We start from the raw sequence: 18930 nt of genomic DNA on the forward strand, positions 1-18930 counted from the left end.
TTCAAAATCCCTATTTTTAAGGAAACTAGGTAATCATGAAACAATCGCTCAACATCGTTCTTTTCATATTTTTTATTGGAAGCCTATCGGCCCAACAAGCCAACCTTCAGGTAAATCAATCCCGTCTTGAAGACAGGATATTTGACCTTGCCGAATTCGGCCTACAAGAGAACGGAGAAACAGAGCGGGTCGCTTTTAGCGATGCAGATATCGACGCTCGAAACTGGGTCATCAAAACACTTAAGGGTTTTGGCATGGAAGTAAAGGTCGATGCCGCAGGAAACATTATCGGAACCAGAAAGGGAACCGATGCCACCAAAAAACCTATTGCTTTTGGCTCCCATATTGACCGCGTTCCCAATGGCGGAAATTATGATGGCTGCGTAGGTTCCATGGCTGCTTTGGAAGTTATTGAAACCCTGAACGAGAACAACATAAAAACGAATCACCCCTTGGAAGTTATTGTTTTCCCGAACGAAGAAGGTGGTGTTATGGGAAGTAGGGCCATGGCAGGAAATTTAGGCAGATCGGCACTTGGTGTGGTCAATTCCACTGGTTACTCCATGGGTGAAGGGATCATGAGAATTGGTGGAGATACTACAAAGCTCAAAGAAGCCAAACGAGAAAAAGGCAGCTTAGCCGCGTTCTTGGAACTTCATATTGAACAGGGTGGCAAACTTGAAAAAGAAAACCTGGACATCGGCATTGTAGAAGGCATTGTTGGCCTTAATTGGTGGGATGTTGTATTCACGGGATTTGCCAACCATGCAGGAACCACTCCAATGGACGCCAGACAAGATGCACTATTGGCCGCTGCCAAATATATCGTAGCAGTAAACGAGATTACCAATAGTTTCGAAGGAACCCAGGTAGGCACCGTAGGGCGAATCAAGGCAGAGCCAGGAGCACCCAACGTAATACCAGGAAAGGTAACCGCCAGTCTGGAAATCCGTGACCTCTCTTCAGAAGTGATTCAAAAAGTATATCATGCTATTAAACAAAAAACAGAGGAGATAGCCGAAGCCTCCAACGTGTCGGTAGAATTCTTGCCATTGGACACCACTGCGGAACCAGCCTTAACGGATACCAGTATCCAAAAAGAAATAGAATCTTCCGCTAAATCCTTAGGGCTAAGCTATCAATATATGCCAAGTGGTGCAGGCCATGATACACAGGATATATCAAGATTTGCCCCGGTGGGGATGATTTTTGTCCCGAGCAAAGAAGGAATCAGTCACTCGCCCAAAGAATTTACATCCGCAGAAGATATGGCCAATGGTGCCAATGTGCTATTGAAAACGGTATTGGCGCTCGATAAAAAACTGGATTGATATTTTTATTGGTCACCAGATAAGATTATACCTCTCGTTGCATTGGCAATAAACGAGATACTCATCCAATATGTGGCCAAAATCAATGCACCCGATAGGTAAAACGGAGTCTTAAATTTAGCAATCGCCAACAAGGTATCTGAAAACATAAAGAACAATACACCCATTGCCATCCAAGCATGCGCATTGTTCATTTCTCTAAAGTACAGACCCACTCCTTGCCATGCCATAAACGTGATGACCAACACATAAATGAAAACGGGTAGCAGCAAATCTCCCAACCCGGGCCTTAGCCATATAAACAATGCACCGGCTATACCAAAGAGAAGCAGAAAGGAAATCCAGTTCTTGTAAAATCCTTTATAAAGGACAAATGATACGGTAAATAGTACATGGGCCACTAAAAACGCCACAAGTCCCAGTAAAAAGTAGTCCTTAAAAAGCAATAGGATATCGCCGAGCAAACAGAAGACCAAGGCAATGGTGACCATCCTTCCTAATTGAACATTGCTCTTTTTTGGAGTAAAGAACAACAAAGTGATCACCAAAATCGTGGTCAATGGCTTGAATATCTTAAAAAGGTTCCCTTCATTATACATCCCAAAGTAGATGGCCAAACATGCGGACACCAATATCAATATATTGATCGTCCATTTTGTTTTAACTATTTTATCTACCATTTATTAAACGGTTTTAAGCTTAACTGCGAATTATAATATTGTACTTGGCCTGTAACTTCCTCGCCTAGCCATTCTGGTTTCTCAAAACGCTCTTCTTCGTGTTTGAGCTCTATTTCTGCAAGAACAAGCCCTTTGTTTTCGCCCAAAAACTCATCCACTTCGAATAAATGATTTCCAAAAGGCACTTCAAATCGCATTTTCTCCAAAATTCCTGCCTCACATAGATCGATCAAATTCGTTGCTTCGGAGGAACTGATTTCGGTCTCCCATTCAAATCGCGTGGTACCCGATTCGTTGCTGGCTCCTTTAACCGTTAAAAAACCTTTGTCACCTTTTATTCTTACCCTCACGGTTCTGTCCGGGTCAGTGTTCAAGAATCCCTGTACGATCCGTGTTTGGGATGTAGCTTTTTGTTTATACCCATCCGACTTGACCAAAAACTTTCGTTCTATTTCCAAATGTTCCATCAAACTAAATATACCCTAAATTTGAAAATGGACTTTGATTTTCCCCTAAGAAAAATTATTCATGTGGATATGGATGCCTTTTATGCCTCCGTGGAACAGCATGATAATCCAGAACTCAAGGGAAAACCGATTGCAGTCGGGGGAGGTTCTAAACGTGGTGTAGTCTCCGCCGCAAGCTACGAGGCACGAAAATTTGGGGTGCGAAGCGCCATGGCAGGTGCCATTGCGCGAAGAAATTGTCCCGATCTCATATTTGTAAAACCCCGCTTTGACCGTTACAAGGAAGTCTCTATGCAGATTCGGAGTATTTTTTTTGAATACACCGACCTAGTGGAACCCCTTTCCTTGGACGAGGCCTATTTGGATGTGACGGAAAACAAAAAAGGAAATCCTTCTGCAACGCTGATCGCAAAAGAAATCCGTCAAAAAATTTTTGATAAAACAGGTTTGACCGCATCTGCTGGAATATCCATAAACAAGTTTATAGCCAAGGTCGCCAGTGATTACAACAAGCCCAATGGACAGAAAACCGTAAACCCAGAGGAAGTCATTGAGTTTTTGGAAAACTTGGACATTCGAAAGTTTTATGGTGTGGGCAAGGTCACCGCCGAAAAGATGTACCGTTTGGGGATTTTTACGGGTAAAAATCTAAAAGAAAAGTCTTTGGAGTTCCTCAACCAGCATTTTGGAAAGAGTGGGAGCCATTATTACAATGTGGTACGAGGAATACATTTGAGCAGCGTAAAACCTGATCGAATTCCCAAATCCGTTGGTTCAGAGCGTACATTTTCCGAGAACCTGAGCAGTGAGATCTTTATGCTGGAAAAATTGGAAAACATTGCCAACGAACTGGAAAGAAGACTTCAAAAATCCAAAATTGCGGGAAAAACTGTGACTTTGAAGATAAAGTACAGTGACTTTACATTACAGACCAGAAGCAAGACCATTCCCTATTTTATAGCCAGTAAAGATTTGATTTTGGAAACGGCTAAAGAACTTTTGTACCAATCCTCTTTGGAAAACTCGGTAAGGTTATTGGGTATTTCGTTGGCCAACCTTAATACAGAAAAGGAAAAAGAAGCGCCTAAAAAGGAGTCCGTGCTGGTTCAGCTCAAGTTTGACTTTTAAAGAAAAAGCCTCCCTTTCGGGAGGCACATTATTATTTAATTCTTGATATCCGTTTCCATGGATTTTACTGCTGGCTTCTTGGGATTGCCATCGGCATCGATTTCTATGATGTTGTCAAAACCAAGTTCATCCAACTTGTTGATGATCTCGGCTCGATCTCCTACCATAAACCAGTTTACCTTTTCTGGCTGTACCACTTCGTTGCTCACTTTTCTGATATCATCCACAGAAAGGTTCCGTACGTTCTGATCGTATTTTTGATAGTAATCGTCCGGCAGGTCGTACCGGATTAAATTCCTTACCGAACTGTTTACCGAACTGTTGGTTTCCCATTGGCCAGGAAGTTTCAGTACCTGATTGGTCTTTACTTTCTCCAGCTCTTCACTGGTTGCAGGCCTTGTGGAAGTGAATTCCGATATTTCCTTTCTGATTTCCGTCACGGATTCTGCTGTTTTGTCAGTTTGCACAGGCGCATAAACAATAAATGGGCGTTCTTCCTTGGAACCCAGTACAAACCCTCCTGCTCCGTAGGACCAGTGTTTATCTTCCCTTAAGTTCATATTGATTCGGGAAGTAAAATCACCCCCAAGAATATTGACCATTTGCTCCAAAGCTATTTCGTTAACATCCCCATACTTCTCGGTCAAATGTCCGGCCAAAATAACTGATTGTTGGGATTCTGGTCGGTTCATTAAATACAGCGTATTCTGAGAATTGGTCTGGGGTTCGTTAAATGCTATGGTGGGCACATCTCCTCTTTTCCATTTACCCAATGTTTTTTCCAACTTGGATTTCAACTCGCTCATCTCCACATCTCCAGTAACAATCAAGGTGGAATTGTTGGGCTTGAACCAAGTATTGTAAAACTCGACCACGTCTTCCCTGGTCAACTTTGAAACCGTATCCTCATAGCCAGTGCCGGTGTAAGGACTGCTGTAAGGGTGGTCTTCCCCGTATAGGTATTTGTTCATAACCCTCAAGGCCATGGTGATGGGTTGGGACTTTTCCTGTTTTATATTGTTGATCTGTTCCTTTTGTAAGCGTTCAAATTCTTTTTCGGGGAATACCGGGTTGAGCAACACGTCCATGAACAGGTCCAGACTGGCATCCAAACTTGGTTTTAAGGTACTCATATACACATTGGATTCATCCTGACTGGAAAAAGTATTCAAGGATGCTCCCAACAACTGAAGTTGCTCGTTTATTTCCAAGGATGTTTTGTCCTTTGTTCCCTCATCCATCAAGTTCATCGCCAAATTCGCCGTTCCAGGACTGGACAGATAATCGGTTTTGTATCCTGCATCGGCCACCAAATTGATGATTACAGTGGGCACTCCTTTACGCTGTGCCAACACAACGTTAAGACCATTGGATAGTTGCATACGCTGCAATTCCGGGAATTTTGAGCTTTTTGGCGCTCCCAATTCCGGTAATTTGCTTCTGTCCACAGAAGATTCAACAACATCATATTCCGGAAATGGTTGGCAGATCAAAATATGCTTTCCTTTCGTAAGCCATTTTTCGGCGGTCTTCCGAAGATCTTCGGCTGTTGCTTCTTCCACAAATTCCAATTTAGTTTTGTAGTATGATGCATCTCCGTGATACGTTTGGTTAGAGGCAAGAATATCCGAGACTCCACCAAATCCACCGATTCTCTCCAAACCTTTAATAAAATTGGCAAAGTAATTTGCCTTTACCCTTTTTAATTCATCCTCTGTAGGTCCTTCTTTGATAAACTTCTCAATTTCCTCCTCAAGTTCCCTTTCCAGTTTTGCCGGGTCTTCTCCCTCTTTAACATTCAAGTATGTAATAAATCGACTTGCAATTTCGCTAGATGCTTGAAAAGAGACCGCAGCACTGGCCGATTGATCTTGATAAATAAATTTTTGGTACAATCTTGAATTTTTTCCACTTGTCAGTATGGCTGAGATCAAGTCAAAATGAAGGTCTTCCTTAAAACCAAATGGCGGTGTATTCCATGCAAATAAAACCCTTGTCTCGGGAACACGGTCCTGGTACTCTTGACGGGAATCATAAATCTTATTGGGAATATTGACCTCTTGGCGTTCCACTGTTGGGCCCGGAGGTATGTCCCCAAAATATTTGATCACTTTTTGATGCACTTCTTCGGCATCTATATCCCCTGCTACGGCAACCACGGCATTGGCAGCACCGTAGTATGATTTGAACCAATCTTGCACATCTTCCAAGGAGGCGGCGTTCAAATCTTCCATTTCGCCGATAACCGTCCAAGAATACGGATGTCCTTTGGGATACATGGCCTTGGTCAAATAATCCCATTGCATGCCGTAAGGTTGGTTTTCCCCTTGTCTTTTTTCATTTTGAACAACCCCTCGTTGCTCGTCCAACTTTTCTTGGTCAATGGCACCCAACAAATGCCCCATCCGGTCGGACTCCAAAAACAGTACTTGGTCCAAGGCAGAAACGGGCACGTTCTGAAAGTAATTGGTCCGATCCGTGTTCGTGGTTCCGTTAAGGTCGGTTCCCCCAATACTTTCCAATGCTTGAAAATAATCAGTGTTGTAATTTTCGCTTCCGTTGAACATCAAATGCTCAAAAAGGTGGGCAAATCCACTTTTCCCTGGTTTTTCATTTTTAGATCCCACGTGGTACCAAACATTCACAGCGGCTATGGGCGCTTTATGATCTTCGTGGACCAGAAGTGTAAGCCCATTTTTAAGGGTGTATTTTTTGTAATCGATGTCAATGTCATCCGCTTTAAACTGAAATCCTTGTCCAAAACCCATGGAACAGGACAAAAGGCCCACGATGGAGGCCAGAAGTAACTTTTTCATTTTGGTAGTGTTTATAATTTGATTGATAAAATTGAATATTACAAGATAGCAAATTGTTTGCAACAAACGCTACTTTAAACAGTTAGCTTAAAAAAAGGATGTCCTACCCAATCGGAAAACCCCAATTATGCGATAAAAGGTCATTTTAGAATCACCTTGGGCCTGGTTTAATTGCTCGACCCAATATTTCTTTATTACTTTGTACTACCATCGACCACCATTAACTATATTCTTACTCATTTTATGCAACGAGATGAATTGCACGAGCACATTATATCCTCAGCGGGAGGTCTTTTCTATTCCCAAGGATATAATTCAACAGGGGTCAACGAAATCATAAAAAAATGTGATATCGCAAAAGCTACGCTGTATAGCCATTTTAAATCCAAAGAGGATATTTGTGTGGCCTATCTGAATCAGCGGCACAAAGCCTTTATGAATAGACTTAAAACCTACGTTGACCAAAGACAGGAAGGAAGGAATCAGCTGATGGCAATTTTTGATCTATTAAGGGATATGTACCTCGAGGAAAATTTTCAAGGTTGTTGGGGACTTAAAACCTTGGGGGAACTGTCTCCTGAACAAACAACCATTCTTAGCGTAATCCAGCAACAGAAAAAAGAACTGCTCTTATATTTAGGCGAGATTGTCGGAGACAATATTTCCAATTTATCCAAAGCGGAAACGGAAAAAATTTCGGGCGGATTATACCTTTTGTACGAAAGTGCCGTTACCGAAAGTCATCTGTTTAAAAACGATTGGCCCATTTTTATGGCAAGAAGCATTGTCCCTTCTTTATTGTCCGATATGGAACTGAAATAAAAAAGGTGCCCATATTTCAATGGGCACCTTTTATTGAGTCATAAATTTGAGGCCATTAAAAATTACAGCTCTCAATCTCGGTTACCCGTAAGGTATTCACCATACCTTTTTCTTTGATCGGCATAGCTGCCAAACTGACCAACATATCCCCAACATCCAAAAAGCCTTTTTGGCAGGCAATTTGGTTTACATCTTCAATGGTTTGGTCCGTGGACACATATTTGTCGTAGTAGAATGCTTTTACGCCCCAAAGCAAATTCAACTGGGTCAAGATTCTTTTATTCGATGTGAACACCAAAATATGAGCTGCTGGTCTCCAAGCTGAAATCTGAAAAGCCGTGTATCCACTATTGGTTAAAGTGGAAATGGCCCTTGCGGAAATTTCATTGGCCATTAATGCAGCATGGTAACATACCGATTTGGTAATGTATCTTTTTGTCCTGATGTGCGGTGGAGTCTGTGGCACTTGAATAAGGCTGGACCCCTCAACACTTGAAACAATACTTGTCATTTTTTCAATAACCTGTACAGGATAATTACCCACTGATGTTTCACCGGAAAGCATAACGGCATCAGCGCCGTCCATCACGGAGTTGGCCACATCGTTCACTTCGGCACGAGTAGGTGTTAAACTGGTGATCATGGTCTCCATCATTTGTGTGGCAATGATCACGGGTATTCTTCCTTTTTTGGCGCTCAGCACCAATTTTTTCTGAACCAATGGGACTTCTTGTGCGGGAATCTCAACACCCAAGTCACCACGCGCCACCATTAATCCATCGGAAGCCTTTACAATCTCTTCTATGTTTTCAAGGGCTTCTGGTTTTTCAATTTTTGAAATCACCGGAATTTTATGTTCAGTATGTTCCTTTATCAGATTATGAAGGTCATATAAGTCTTGTGCATGGCGTACAAAGGACAATGCTATCCAATCCACTTCTTGACCAATGGCAAAAATGGCATCCTTAACGTCCTTCTTCGTAAGGGCAGGTAAAGAAATCTTAGTATTGGGAAGGTTTACTCCCTTTTTTGATTTAAGTGGACCTCCTTGTATTACGGTAGCGACTACCTCATTTTCTCCATTGGTGGACTTTACTTCAAAAATAAGTTTGCCATCATCCAATAGAATACGTTCTCCGGCCTTTACATCTTTGGGGAAGCTTTGATAGTTCATATAAACTCTCTCGGCAGTTCCTTCAAAAGGCTCGCCAGTAACAAAAGTAACTTGATCGCCCGGGGAAACTATGGCTTCGCCGCCCATTACCCCTACTCTTAGTTTGGGGCCTTGCAAATCGGCAAGTATGGCGGTGTTTAATTCCAACTCCTCATTCAGTTCCCTTATCATTTTAATTCGCTCGGCAACATCTTCGTAAGAAGCGTGAGAAAAGTTGATTCTAAAAACATCTACTCCTGCCAGGATCATTTCCTTTAAGGTTTCCTTCTTACTGGTGGCCGGACCCAAGGTTGCTACAATTTTAGTCTTCTTTCTAGTTGGCATTGTTAAAAGATTAAATTTCTTTTTGATTTTAAGTTTTGTGTATCCAATGGATATGCTGTTATCACTTTGGCGATTTGGTTAATGGATCTTATTTTTTGAGCAAACATGGTTTCATCTGCTGTATCCACTTTCAAAAAATAATCCACTTCCTTGCGTTCTTTCACCAAATGATCTGTTCTTGTGGAAGTGTTGTTCCCAAACAATCCCACTGATGGTATCTCTTCCTCCACTTCACATTTGTTTGAAATCAGTGTCCAATACACATCGTTTATCTCATCGTCCCAATCGAAAACGGAGAAAGACATATTTTCATCAAGATGAAGGTCTTTTTTCATCCGTTTTAGATACAGCCCACAACCGGAATTTATGGCATAAGTGATGGCATAATCTTCCAAATTACTGTGAATGGCGATGAGAGAAAAACTATCATCATATAAGTCAGCTGATATCTTGTGCGTTGTTAACATGCCCATAACACGAACGGTAAATATAGGCTTAATCCTAATGAATGCCTAGTTAATACAAAACAATACACTTCTAAAAAGAGCGAAAACGTTTGAGTTTACCATTATTTAAAGTTAGTTATTGTCAATCCTGCTCTGCAATGCAAAATAGGCACGTTTGGATGCTTTCTCTTCTGCTTTTTTCTTGGAAGTGGCCCTGGCCTTTGCCAGCATTCTGTCCCCAATAGTCAGTTTTACGGCAAAATGTTTGAGTTCATCATTCCCTGTATCTTCATAGACATTGTAATGGAACGGCTTCTTTTCCTTTTGGCACCATTCAATAACCAAACTCTTGTAACTGATTACTTTACCCTCAAGTTGTTCAATATCTACATAGGGTTCTATTACTCTTTCATCAATAAATTTTTCGCAATAATTGTACCCTCTATCCAAGTAAATCGCCCCTACCAATGCTTCAAATACATTTCCATAGATGTTTTCTCCAAAATGCTCTTTGGGGATCCTGCTCTCCACATATTTCAACAATCCCAGATCTTTTCCTAATTCATTGAGGTGTTTTCTACTAACGACCTTGGACCTCATTTTGGTCAAATAGCCCTCGTCCCCTTCTGGAACTTCGTTGTACAAATACTTTGATATGATAGTACCCAGCATGGAATCACCCAAAAACTCCAATCGTTCATAGTTCACCGGGTTTCCTTTTTTGTCCTTTTTGTTCATGGACCGATGAAGGAAAGCAGTTTTATAAATTTCTATGTTCTTGGGTTTAAATCCAAGGATACTTTTGATACCCAAAAAAAAATCCCCATCCGTGCTCGGATGGGAATTGAATATTTTGGAGGTGAGTTTCATATTATAAAACTACTCTATTTTTTTGAAAAGTACACATGCATTGTGTCCTCCAAAACCAAATGTATTGCTCATGGCAACCTTTACCTCACGCTCTTGAGCCTTGTTCAGGGTCAAGTTCAATGATGGGTCAATTTGCTCGTCCACTACACTATGGTTAATGGTAGGAGGCACCAAACTATGCTCCATGGCCAAAATAGATGCTATGGCCTCGATGGCTCCTGCTGCACCCAGCAAGTGTCCTGTCATTGACTTGGTTGAGTTAATGTTGATTTCTTTGGCATGATCTCCAAATACTTTAGAAATAGCTTTGAGCTCAGCTACATCACCAAGTGGTGTAGAGGTTCCATGCGTATTGATGGCATCAACATCTTCTGGTTTCAATCCTGCATTTTCCAAGCAGTTTTTCATTACTTGAACTACTCCGATACCTTCTGGATGTGGTGCGGTCATATGGTAAGCATCACTGGATAATCCCCCGCCCACAACTTCGGCATAAATCTTGGCGCCTCTGGCTTTGGCATGTTCATATTCCTCGAGAATCAATGCTCCACCACCTTCACCCAATACAAATCCATCACGTGTTGCATCGAATGGTCTGGAAGCGGTCTCAGGACTTTCATTTCTGGTAGAAAGAGCGTGCATAGCGTTAAATCCACCCATTCCTGCAATGGTTACGGCCGCCTCACTACCACCTGTAACGATTACGTCACAATGTCCCAACCTAATATAGTTGAGTGCATCGATCATGGCGTTTGCCGAAGATGCACAAGCAGAAACCGTGGTGTAGTTAGGCCCCATAAATCCATGTTTTATGGAAATGTTGCCCGGAGCGATATCGGCAATCATTTTAGGAATAAAGAAAGGATTGAAACGTGGTGTACCATCTCCTTGGGCATACCCTATCACTTCATTCTGAAAAGTTTCCAATCCGCCTATTCCTGCTCCCCATACAACACCTACCCTAAACTTGTCCACAACGTTCAAGTCTATTCCAGAGTCCGCTATGGCTTCGTCGGAAGACACCAAGGCATATTGGGCAAACTTGTCCAGTTTCCTGGCTTCCTTACGATCAAAAAAATCGGAAGGGTCGTACCCTTTAAGTTCGCACGCAAACTTTGTTTTAAATTTTTCGGTGTCGAAATAAGTAATGGGGGCAGAACCGCTCTTACCGATTCTTAGTCCTTCCCAATAAGCTTCCAAATTGTTACCTATTGGCGTTAACGCTCCCATTCCGGTAACTACAACTCGCTTTAACTGCATTGAACTATTTTTTTACCCTTTAGACCTAAATTATAAAAAAAATTATCCATGTGATAACCACCACATGGATAATTTGTAATCTTTAGCGATATATCATTTAATTATTTAGCTTCTTCGATGTAGCTAATGGCCTGACCTACAGTGGCAATGTTCTCTGCTTGGTCATCTGGTATTTGGATATCAAATTCTTTCTCAAACTCCATGATAAGTTCAACAGTGTCCAAGGAATCCGCTCCTAAGTCGTTGGTAAAGCTAGCTTCTGCAACTACTTCATTTTCATCTACACCCAGTTTATCAACGATGATAGCCTTTACTCTTGATGCAATGTCTGACATAATTATTGTGGTTTTAAAAATTTAAATCGTTGGCAAAAATATAAAACTTTGGATTAAATACATCATTTGTCGATAAAATGTGCTCCAAATTAAACATCTTAAAATAGTGTGCCTTACTTTAGCCGATGTAATTTAGTCCAAAATCACATCAATTCCTAACGAATGAAACGAATTGTAATCTTCGCATCGGGCAGTGGGTCCAATGCAGAAAATATTATTTCCTTTTTTCGTGAAAAACCGCAAGTGGAAGTCGTCGCCGTGCTCACCAACAAGAGCTCGGCCAAAGTACTGGAGCGTTGCGACCGTCTTAAAGTGCCTGCATTCTATTTCAACAAAACCGCGTTCAAGGATTCCAATGCCGTAATACAGTTTCTTCAGGGGCTACAGACAGATTTGATTGTGTTGGCGGGCTTTCTATGGAAGATTCCATCCAACCTCATCGAAGCATTTCCAGATAAGATCATCAATATTCACCCTGCCTTGTTGCCAAAATATGGAGGAAAGGGCATGTATGGGGAAAGGGTACATCAAGCCGTAAAGGAAAACGATGAAACCGAAACGGGCATTACCATACATTACGTGAACGAAAATTACGATGAGGGAGCCATTATTTTTCAGGCCAAGGTCTCCTTAGAGCCATCGGAAGATGCCGAAGCCATTGCCAAAAAAGTACATCAATTGGAGTATGAACACTTCCCGAAAGTGATAGAAAAACTGCTGTCCTAATGGCCAAGAAACAAAAGTTTTATGTAGTCTGGCAAGGCAAACACCCCGGTATTTTTGAATCCTGGGCAGATTGCAAGGCCCAAATTGACGGGGTAAAAGGGGCACAGTACAAATCGTTCGCCACCTTTGAAGAAGCCAAAAAAGCTTTCAACGGAAATTATTTGGAATATAAAGGAAAATCCAAGGGGAAAAGCGAACTTACCCCAGAAGAACTACTGAAAATTGGTGAGCCCAACTACAATTCCATTGCCGTGGACGCGGCGTCCAGTGGCAACCCTGGAAAAATGGAATATCGAGGGGTGGATACCAAAAGTAAAAGGGTCCTTTTTCATCAAGGCCCGTTCGAGCAGGGAACGAGCAATGTCGGTGAGTTTTTGGCACTGGTACACGGCCTTGCTTTCTTAAAACAGCAAAAAAGTGACCGAATCATTTATTCCGATTCCAGAATAGCCATTGGGTGGGTACGAAAGAAAAAATGTGGCACCAAATTGAACAGAACAGCCAAAAACACTCAGCTTTTTGAACTCATCGAACGTGCCGAAGAGTGGCTCAAAAAGAACCGGTTCAACACTCCCATTGTAAAGTGGGAAACCAAAGCTTGGGGCGAAATTCCCGCCGATTTCGGAAGAAAATAGTTTTAAGAAATTGGATTTGAGACAGAAGATGCAAGACCTGAAAGCGTGCCCGAAACCAACCTTTAATTCCAGCTTGTAATTGAAGGTGAAATACTATTTGCCCACTCTTTTTCTTAAAACCTATGCCAATGATTCCAATATGGCATATCAAACCGTATATTTGCAGCAAAAATTAGGGAATGGGCAAATTGCTGATCGTGGGAACCATGGCTTTTGATGCCATTGAAACACCGTTCGGGAAAACAGGAAAAATATTGGGGGGCGCCGGTACCTTTATCGGTTTGGCAGCTTCACAATTCAAAATAGACGCTGCGATTGTTTCTGTAGTTGGGGACGATTTTCCACAATCCTACATGGATATTCTTAAAAACAAGGACCTAGATCTTTCGGGAGTTGAAATAGTAAAAGGTGGAAAAACCTTTTTTTGGGAAGGAAAGTATCATAACGACCTTAATTCAAGGGACACCTTGGCCACGGAGCTGAATACCTTGGCCGATTTCAATCCTGTTGTGCCCAGCGATTATTCCGATGCGGATATCGTAATGCTTGGCAACCTTCACCCTAATATCCAACTGAGTGTAATTAAGCAGATGGAAAAACGACCAAAACTTATAGTTTTGGATACCATGAATTTTTGGATGGACAATACATGGGATGAATTGATGGCGGTTATTTCCAAAATCGATGTCATTACCATTAACGATGAAGAGGCGCGACAGATGACCGACGAATATTCCTTGGTAAAAGCTGCCGCCAAGATTCAGGAAATGGGACCGGAATATGTGGTGATCAAAAAAGGGGAGCACGGTGCCCTCTTGTTCCACGACGACAATATTTTCTTTGCCCCTGCCCTGCCCTTGGAAGAGGTTTTTGACCCGACGGGAGCAGGAGACACTTTTGCAGGAGGCTTTGCCGGATATTTGACCGAGGCCGGAAACATTTCTTTTGAAAGCATGAAAAACGCCATTATCCATGGATCCAATTTGGCATCGTTCTGTGTGGAACGTTTTGGAACCGAACGCATGGTGGATTTAAAAAAGAGCGAGGTTGAGACCCGCTTGGTACAGTTTAAAGAATTGACGCAGTTCAATATTGAATTAACATAAATGTTTGCCCTGAGATTTTCGGGGCTTTTTTATTTGGTTTGTTATGAGTGATCCCATTAAGCACGAATGCGGAATATCGTTGATCCGTTTGCTTAAACCCTTGGAGTACTATAAAGAAAAGTACGGTACCGCTTTTTACGGTGTAAATAAGATGTACCTAATGATGGAGAAACAGCATAACCGCGGACAGGATGGTGCCGGTTTTGCCAGTATAAAAATGGACATGCAGCCCGGTGAACGTTACATGAGCCGTGTACGGTCTGCCCAGCAGCAGCCCATTCAGGATATTTTTGCCCAGATCAACAACCGTATAAACACTGCCTTGGCCGAACATCCAGAGCACGAGAACGATGTGGACTGGCAAAAAAAGAACATTCCCTACATCGGTGAGCTTTTGATGGGGCACGTACGCTACGGCACCTTCGGAAAAAATAGTATTGAGAACGTACATCCGTTTTTGAGACAAAACAATTGGATGCACCGGAACCTTATTGTAGCCGGCAACTTTAACATGACCAATGTTGATGAGCTTTTTGGCAACCTGGTGGAACTGGGACAGCACCCCAAAGAAAAGGCCGATACCGTTACCGTAATGGAAAAAATCGGTCACTTTCTGGATGATGCCGTGGCCAAGCTTTACAAACAGATCAAAAAAGAAGGGTATACAAAAAGGGAAGCCTCTGCCTTGATCGCGGAACGCCTGAATGTAGCCAAGATTTTGAGAAAGGCCTCTAAAAACTGGGATGGCGGTTATGCCATGAGCGGCCTCATTGGCCATGGTGATGCCTTTGTGATGCGAGATCCTGCAGGTATACGACCCGCGTATTACTACCAAGATGATGAAGTGGTGGTTGTAGCATCGGAGCGACCTGTGATCCAAACGGTTTTCAATGTTGATTTTGATGATGTACATGAACTAGACCCCGGACGCGCCATAATCATTAAGAAAAATGGTTCCATGGCCCTAAAAAAGATATTGGAGCCTACGGAACGTAAAGCTTGTTCTTTTGAACGCATTTATTTCTCTCGTGGTAGTGACAAAGAAATCTATCAAGAAAGAAAAAAATTGGGAAAACTCGTATTTCCCGAAATTTTGAGGTCAATAGACAACGATTTGGAAAACACGGTTTTCTCATATATTCCCAATACCGCGGAAACATCATTCTTTGGAATGGTGAAAGAGGCCCAAAATTACCTCAACAAGAAAAAAGAGGAACAAATTTTAGCTTTGGGCCCTAAAATGACAGCAGAGCAGCTCCATAAAATCTTGAATATTCGACCGCGTATTGAAAAGGTGGCCATTAAGGATGCAAAATTGAGAACCTTTATCACCCAAGATAGCAGTAGGGATGATTTGGTGACCCACGTTTATGATATTTCGTACGGTTCTGTAAAAAGCACGGACAACCTTGTTATTATAGATGACAGTATTGTACGCGGAACAACCTTAAAGCGCAGTATCCTTAAAATATTGGATAGACTATCTCCCAAGAAAATAGTAGTCGTTTCCTCCGCACCGCAGATCCGTTACCCCGATTGCTACGGGATAGATATGGCCAAATTGGAAGACTTTGTTGCCTTTAAAGCCGCCAAAGCTTTGCACGAAGACCATGGGACCACACACTTGATCAAAGAGATCTATGAGAAATGCTTAACGCAGACCGACCCTTCCAATAAAGATGCGGTAAATTATGTGAAGGAGTTTTATGCTCCGTTTTCGGCCAAACAGATTTCGAAGAAAATCGGCGAGATCCTTTGCCCGGATGGCATTAATGCAGAGGTGGAAATTATATATCAAAGCATTGAAGGATTGCACAGTGCCTGTCCTAAAAATTTAGGGGATTGGTACTTTACAGGAAATTACCCAACACCGGGCGGGAACAGAATAGTCAACAAAGCATTCGTCAACTTTTTTGAAGGCAAAAACGAAAGGGCTTATTAATCAATAAGATAGAGAAATAGCACAATCTGTGCACTTTATCGATGAAACTAGCAGAACAGCGGGTTTTTATACAATCAGCTGCCTGCAATCCTACTTTAGTAAGTGCCATAGCATAAGTAGGTTAAGTTCATGGTAAGATTTGGGGCAAAAAAGGTGGAAGCTATTCCACCTTTTTTATTTTCTACACTTTTCACAAATCATTTTTACATATTTCCATGCTATTATAGTTTGAAATTGCGGGAAACACCTAGTTTTTAAGAGTTTCGTCCAATTTTAAGTCAAAAATATTTGTTAGTTTAGTCGCAACACAATTCCCATTACTTGTTAAACGCAGCAAAAATGTACGTGAGAACCGGTCTCACATACCCTACGTTGCGGCAATTTTTTAAAGATTTCCGCCCAAATCTTAGTATAAATTAAAATTGGACAAGTAATGAAACAACTGCGTAACCTATTGCCAGTGATGCTACTGGCCATTCTGGCCAACCAATGTACAACGGAAGAAGTGGAAAACTCCTCAAGGACAGATCCAAAAGTCGAAACCGTTGGGGAGGAACCAGCACTCAATATTGAAGAAATAGAATTCGAATCCTTTGAGCAAGAACCTTTTTACAATGCCCTCAACAATCATTTGGAATTTGAACAAGTGGATGGCAACGCTTCAAAACGGAAGAAAAAGCGCAAGTTCAAGATAAGCAAGAAACACGTTAAAAAAGTTGAGATGGAAAGTGGGGATTATACCTCCTACACCTTCTACATGACGGACGGGGACCTTAGGGACCCCACCATACTACAGAACCTGATGGTGGTAAAACGAAAGGGCGAATTGGAAGTGTACCGGTTTTTATATGGCGGTACCGAAAAAGGGATCTTCCCCAAGGACTATGACATGGCCCGCAACACAACATTTGAAAAACTATTGGATTTTGACATGGACGAAATGGGCGCGCTCACCGGTAAAACGCCTTGTTTATATGACCAACTTGACTGCAATGGTGGCGGGGACAATGACAACGCAGAGGTTTACTGTTACAACGTGGAGGTATACATTGATTATGCCTGCTTCGGCAATGGGGCCACGGGCACGCACTATCACGACAGCGACTGCAACTGTACCGATGGTTACGGCTCTTGTAGTTCACCTTATACCGATTACCAATCCGAAATGTTCTGCACCAGTGATAGCAATTCCAACGGTGCGGCCCAAGAGTATGTGTCCGAGAACCATTTGGGCGGCTCCGATGGGGGCACAAACGTTTCAACGGCCGGGAACGATATACTCATATCTGCCACGATGATGAACAGCATACCGGAAGGTGCCGACCCATTGGCCTTTAAGATAGGACTGAACACCGCCTCGCCGGAATATGATTGGTTCACGGATCCAAAAAACTCGACGTTCTACGAAAGAGTGGGAACTTTTTTGGAAACTATGGGAAACTCAGAAGAAACAATTGCCTTTTGCAATGCGGCCATCGAGGCACGTTACAACAGTGGGGAGGTGGATTTTGAGAATATGTTGATATATGACCCTTCATTGAATGAAATGATCAAAAGTAGAATGTCGCCTACGGAAGTGGTCTTGTTCAATAATCTATCACAATTACAAAAGAAGGGGTATCTCATGGCAGCTGTTCAATCTTACATCTACGCAGAAACCCACTTTCCAAGACCTGTGAGGAACAGAAAAGGGGATGCGTTCAAACATACATTTTGGAATGCCTTAAGTACCGTATATATAGGAGAAGATTTAACTTCACAACTGACTACGGCACATGAAAACATTGAATATGATCCTGATTATCCCAACCATCACAAAGAGACTCAAATGGACTTGTACAATAATGCCAAGGGTAGGCAAATAGCATACGAGGCAGGAAAATTGTATCAATTGGTACATGAGGCTATGGACAATGGCGCTTTGAGATATCTGAATAATCTAGTATATCAAGACGGCTTTTGGAATGCAACAAATAGTTCTCAATTAATTCCTACAAATCAATGATTATGAATGCTCGAATTTTATTAATATTTCCGATTTCCCTTTTGTGTTTACTTCTGGCTTCTTGTGGTAAGGATGACGAAACATTAGAAATTAACGATTTTACCAGAAAAAAGACCATTATACTGGAGCCCTATAAGAACTACCCGTACTCTATGATGAACATTTGGGTAAAAGGTCAAGTGAACGATACTATTTTGATAAGACTCAATTCATTGGATAGCAAACCTATTTTAAAGCTTTCCGGTAAAGTTGATGAGCGATGGTACACGGATTATTATGGAGGAGGTTCAAAAACTATAATTTTTGACCCGTACAAAGCAACAAAAGGGAGTTTGGAAATTAAAGCACAGTTGTAAAAAGTGTTTTCTTGGTAAATGCCCAAACAGGGTCTAAAAAGTTGGAATGGCTTCCACCTTTTTTATTTTCCACACCTTTCCCTAAACCTTAAAAAGTACAGTTTTCTTGATATTTATCAATCCATCATCCATGATGTACACTTTAACCAATTAAAGGGGGTTTCATCTAAAAGGTTATGGACAAAAACAATGCTTGGCTTACATTTGGAAGACCATAGCATAAGTAGGTTAAGTTCATGGTAAGATTTGGGGAAAGAAGGCGGAGCGTGCTCCGCCTTCTTTATATTTGACTACCAAGGTTTTATCCATTTTATCGATGAACTGCACGTTTTCTTTTTCTTCCAAAACGCAAAATATTTTTTAAAACCCTTTGTTATTTCTCACAATACCAGTATTTTAGTCTCGCCATAGCATAAGTAGGTTAAGTTTATGGTAAGATTTGGGACGAAAAGGGTGAGGGCTTCCTCACCCTTTTCTATTTAAAAAAATTAAAACAAAAAAGCCGTG

The 18930-nt window shown here is 41.7% G+C and carries 17 protein-coding genes; 9 read left to right on the forward strand and 8 right to left on the reverse strand.

Annotated elements, in window-relative coordinates; translation table 11 throughout:
- The first annotated feature begins 35 nt into the window (after positions 1-35).
- The gene (locus J0654_RS09825; RefSeq protein ID WP_207028418.1) at positions 36-1331 is read left to right on the forward strand and encodes a Zn-dependent hydrolase; all 1296 of its coding nucleotides are present in this window, start codon (positions 36-38) and stop codon (positions 1329-1331) included.
- A gap of 5 nt (positions 1332-1336) precedes the next feature.
- On the opposite strand, the gene J0654_RS09830 is transcribed toward J0654_RS09825, so the two are convergent.
- Both J0654_RS09830 and J0654_RS09835 read right to left on the reverse strand, forming a co-directional pair.
- The gene (locus J0654_RS09830) at positions 1337-2011 is read right to left on the reverse strand and encodes a lysoplasmalogenase (protein WP_207028420.1); all 675 of its coding nucleotides are present in this window, start codon (positions 2009-2011) and stop codon (positions 1337-1339) included.
- Complete coding sequence (locus J0654_RS09835; RefSeq protein WP_207028422.1) at positions 2005-2478, reverse strand: CYTH domain-containing protein; 474 nt, start codon at positions 2476-2478, stop codon at positions 2005-2007. The genes J0654_RS09830 and J0654_RS09835 overlap by 7 nt, the downstream gene beginning before the upstream one ends.
- Before the next feature lie 27 nt (positions 2479-2505).
- On the opposite strand from J0654_RS09835, the gene dinB reads away from it, so the two are divergent.
- A complete protein-coding gene (dinB, locus tag J0654_RS09840) occupies positions 2506-3606 on the forward strand; it encodes a DNA polymerase IV (RefSeq protein ID WP_207028430.1) in 1101 nt (366 codons plus the stop codon).
- 35 nt (positions 3607-3641) lie between these two features.
- Here dinB and J0654_RS09845 read toward each other — a convergent pair whose 3' ends face one another.
- Positions 3642-6422 (reverse strand): M16 family metallopeptidase, encoded by a 2781-nt coding sequence (locus J0654_RS09845; protein WP_207028432.1) that lies wholly within the window; start codon positions 6420-6422, stop codon positions 3642-3644.
- 243 nt (positions 6423-6665) lie between these two features.
- Here J0654_RS09845 and J0654_RS09850 point away from each other — a divergent pair, with 243 nt between their 5' ends.
- Positions 6666-7244 (forward strand): TetR/AcrR family transcriptional regulator, encoded by a 579-nt coding sequence (locus J0654_RS09850; protein ID WP_207028434.1) that lies wholly within the window; start codon positions 6666-6668, stop codon positions 7242-7244.
- 55 nt (positions 7245-7299) lie between these two features.
- Here the strand turns inward: J0654_RS09850 and pyk are convergent, their stop codons facing one another.
- The 5 genes from pyk to J0654_RS09875 form a co-directional block, all read right to left on the reverse strand.
- Positions 7300-8742, reverse strand: a complete 1443-nt coding sequence (gene pyk, locus J0654_RS09855) for a pyruvate kinase (protein ID WP_207028436.1) — start codon at positions 8740-8742, stop codon at positions 7300-7302.
- A 2-nt stretch (positions 8743-8744) separates the two neighbouring features.
- Positions 8745-9215 (reverse strand): IPExxxVDY family protein, encoded by a 471-nt coding sequence (locus tag J0654_RS09860; protein WP_207028438.1) that lies wholly within the window; start codon positions 9213-9215, stop codon positions 8745-8747.
- A gap of 105 nt (positions 9216-9320) precedes the next feature.
- Positions 9321-10058, reverse strand: coding sequence for a ribonuclease III (gene rnc, locus J0654_RS09865; RefSeq protein ID WP_207028440.1), 738 nt, complete (start codon positions 10056-10058; stop codon positions 9321-9323).
- Between the two features lie 9 nt (positions 10059-10067).
- A complete protein-coding gene (fabF, locus tag J0654_RS09870) occupies positions 10068-11318 on the reverse strand; it encodes a beta-ketoacyl-ACP synthase II (RefSeq protein ID WP_207028443.1) in 1251 nt (416 codons plus the stop codon).
- 101 nt (positions 11319-11419) lie between these two features.
- A complete protein-coding gene (locus tag J0654_RS09875; RefSeq protein ID WP_009778413.1) occupies positions 11420-11653 on the reverse strand; it encodes an acyl carrier protein in 234 nt (77 codons plus the stop codon).
- Between the two features lie 162 nt (positions 11654-11815).
- Between J0654_RS09875 and purN the strand changes: the two genes are divergently transcribed.
- The 6 genes from purN (at position 11816) to J0654_RS09905 (ending at position 18423) form a co-directional block, all read left to right on the forward strand.
- Entirely contained in the window at positions 11816-12379 is a 564-nt protein-coding gene (gene purN, locus J0654_RS09880) for a phosphoribosylglycinamide formyltransferase (RefSeq protein WP_207028445.1), read from the forward strand.
- Positions 12379-13014, forward strand: a complete 636-nt coding sequence (locus tag J0654_RS09885; protein WP_207028448.1) for a ribonuclease H1 domain-containing protein — start codon at positions 12379-12381, stop codon at positions 13012-13014. Before purN ends, J0654_RS09885 begins: the two co-directional genes overlap by 1 nt.
- A 179-nt stretch (positions 13015-13193) precedes the next feature.
- Entirely contained in the window at positions 13194-14120 is a 927-nt protein-coding gene (locus J0654_RS09890; RefSeq protein ID WP_207028450.1) for a PfkB family carbohydrate kinase, read from the forward strand.
- 43 nt (positions 14121-14163) lie between these two features.
- Entirely contained in the window at positions 14164-16062 is a 1899-nt protein-coding gene (locus J0654_RS09895) for an amidophosphoribosyltransferase (RefSeq protein ID WP_207028452.1), read from the forward strand.
- Positions 16063-16495: 433 nt separating this feature from the next.
- Positions 16496-18067 carry a DUF6973 domain-containing protein gene (locus tag J0654_RS09900; protein ID WP_207028454.1) on the forward strand — a complete coding sequence of 524 codons (1572 nt, stop codon included), beginning with the start codon at positions 16496-16498 and terminating at the stop codon, positions 18065-18067.
- Positions 18068-18069: 2 nt separating this feature from the next.
- Positions 18070-18423 (forward strand): hypothetical protein, encoded by a 354-nt coding sequence (locus tag J0654_RS09905; RefSeq protein ID WP_207028456.1) that lies wholly within the window; start codon positions 18070-18072, stop codon positions 18421-18423.
- The last annotated feature ends 507 nt before the right edge of the window (positions 18424-18930 follow it).

This window comes from Flagellimonas profundi (assembly GCF_017313275.1).
In the GTDB taxonomy this organism is placed as follows: domain Bacteria; phylum Bacteroidota; class Bacteroidia; order Flavobacteriales; family Flavobacteriaceae; genus Flagellimonas; species Flagellimonas profundi.

Coding starts and splice junctions, on each gene's coding strand:
- J0654_RS09825 (WP_207028418.1), top strand. CDS start 36: ATGAAACAATCGCTCAACATCGTTCTTTTCATATTTTTTATTGGAAGC.
- J0654_RS09830 (WP_207028420.1), bottom strand. CDS start 2,011: ATGGTAGATAAAATAGTTAAAACAAAATGGACGATCAATATATTGATA.
- J0654_RS09835 (WP_207028422.1), bottom strand. CDS start 2,478: ATGGAACATTTGGAAATAGAACGAAAGTTTTTGGTCAAGTCGGATGGG.
- dinB (WP_207028430.1), top strand. CDS start 2,506: ATGGACTTTGATTTTCCCCTAAGAAAAATTATTCATGTGGATATGGAT.
- J0654_RS09845 (WP_207028432.1), bottom strand. CDS start 6,422: ATGAAAAAGTTACTTCTGGCCTCCATCGTGGGCCTTTTGTCCTGTTCC.
- J0654_RS09850 (WP_207028434.1), top strand. CDS start 6,666: ATGCAACGAGATGAATTGCACGAGCACATTATATCCTCAGCGGGAGGT.
- pyk (WP_207028436.1), bottom strand. CDS start 8,742: ATGCCAACTAGAAAGAAGACTAAAATTGTAGCAACCTTGGGTCCGGCC.
- J0654_RS09860 (WP_207028438.1), bottom strand. CDS start 9,215: ATGGGCATGTTAACAACGCACAAGATATCAGCTGACTTATATGATGAT.
- rnc (WP_207028440.1), bottom strand. CDS start 10,058: ATGAAACTCACCTCCAAAATATTCAATTCCCATCCGAGCACGGATGGG.
- fabF (WP_207028443.1), bottom strand. CDS start 11,318: ATGCAGTTAAAGCGAGTTGTAGTTACCGGAATGGGAGCGTTAACGCCA.
- J0654_RS09875 (WP_009778413.1), bottom strand. CDS start 11,653: ATGTCAGACATTGCATCAAGAGTAAAGGCTATCATCGTTGATAAACTG.
- purN (WP_207028445.1), top strand. CDS start 11,816: ATGAAACGAATTGTAATCTTCGCATCGGGCAGTGGGTCCAATGCAGAA.
- J0654_RS09885 (WP_207028448.1), top strand. CDS start 12,379: ATGGCCAAGAAACAAAAGTTTTATGTAGTCTGGCAAGGCAAACACCCC.
- J0654_RS09890 (WP_207028450.1), top strand. CDS start 13,194: ATGGGCAAATTGCTGATCGTGGGAACCATGGCTTTTGATGCCATTGAA.
- J0654_RS09895 (WP_207028452.1), top strand. CDS start 14,164: ATGAGTGATCCCATTAAGCACGAATGCGGAATATCGTTGATCCGTTTG.
- J0654_RS09900 (WP_207028454.1), top strand. CDS start 16,496: ATGAAACAACTGCGTAACCTATTGCCAGTGATGCTACTGGCCATTCTG.
- J0654_RS09905 (WP_207028456.1), top strand. CDS start 18,070: ATGAATGCTCGAATTTTATTAATATTTCCGATTTCCCTTTTGTGTTTA.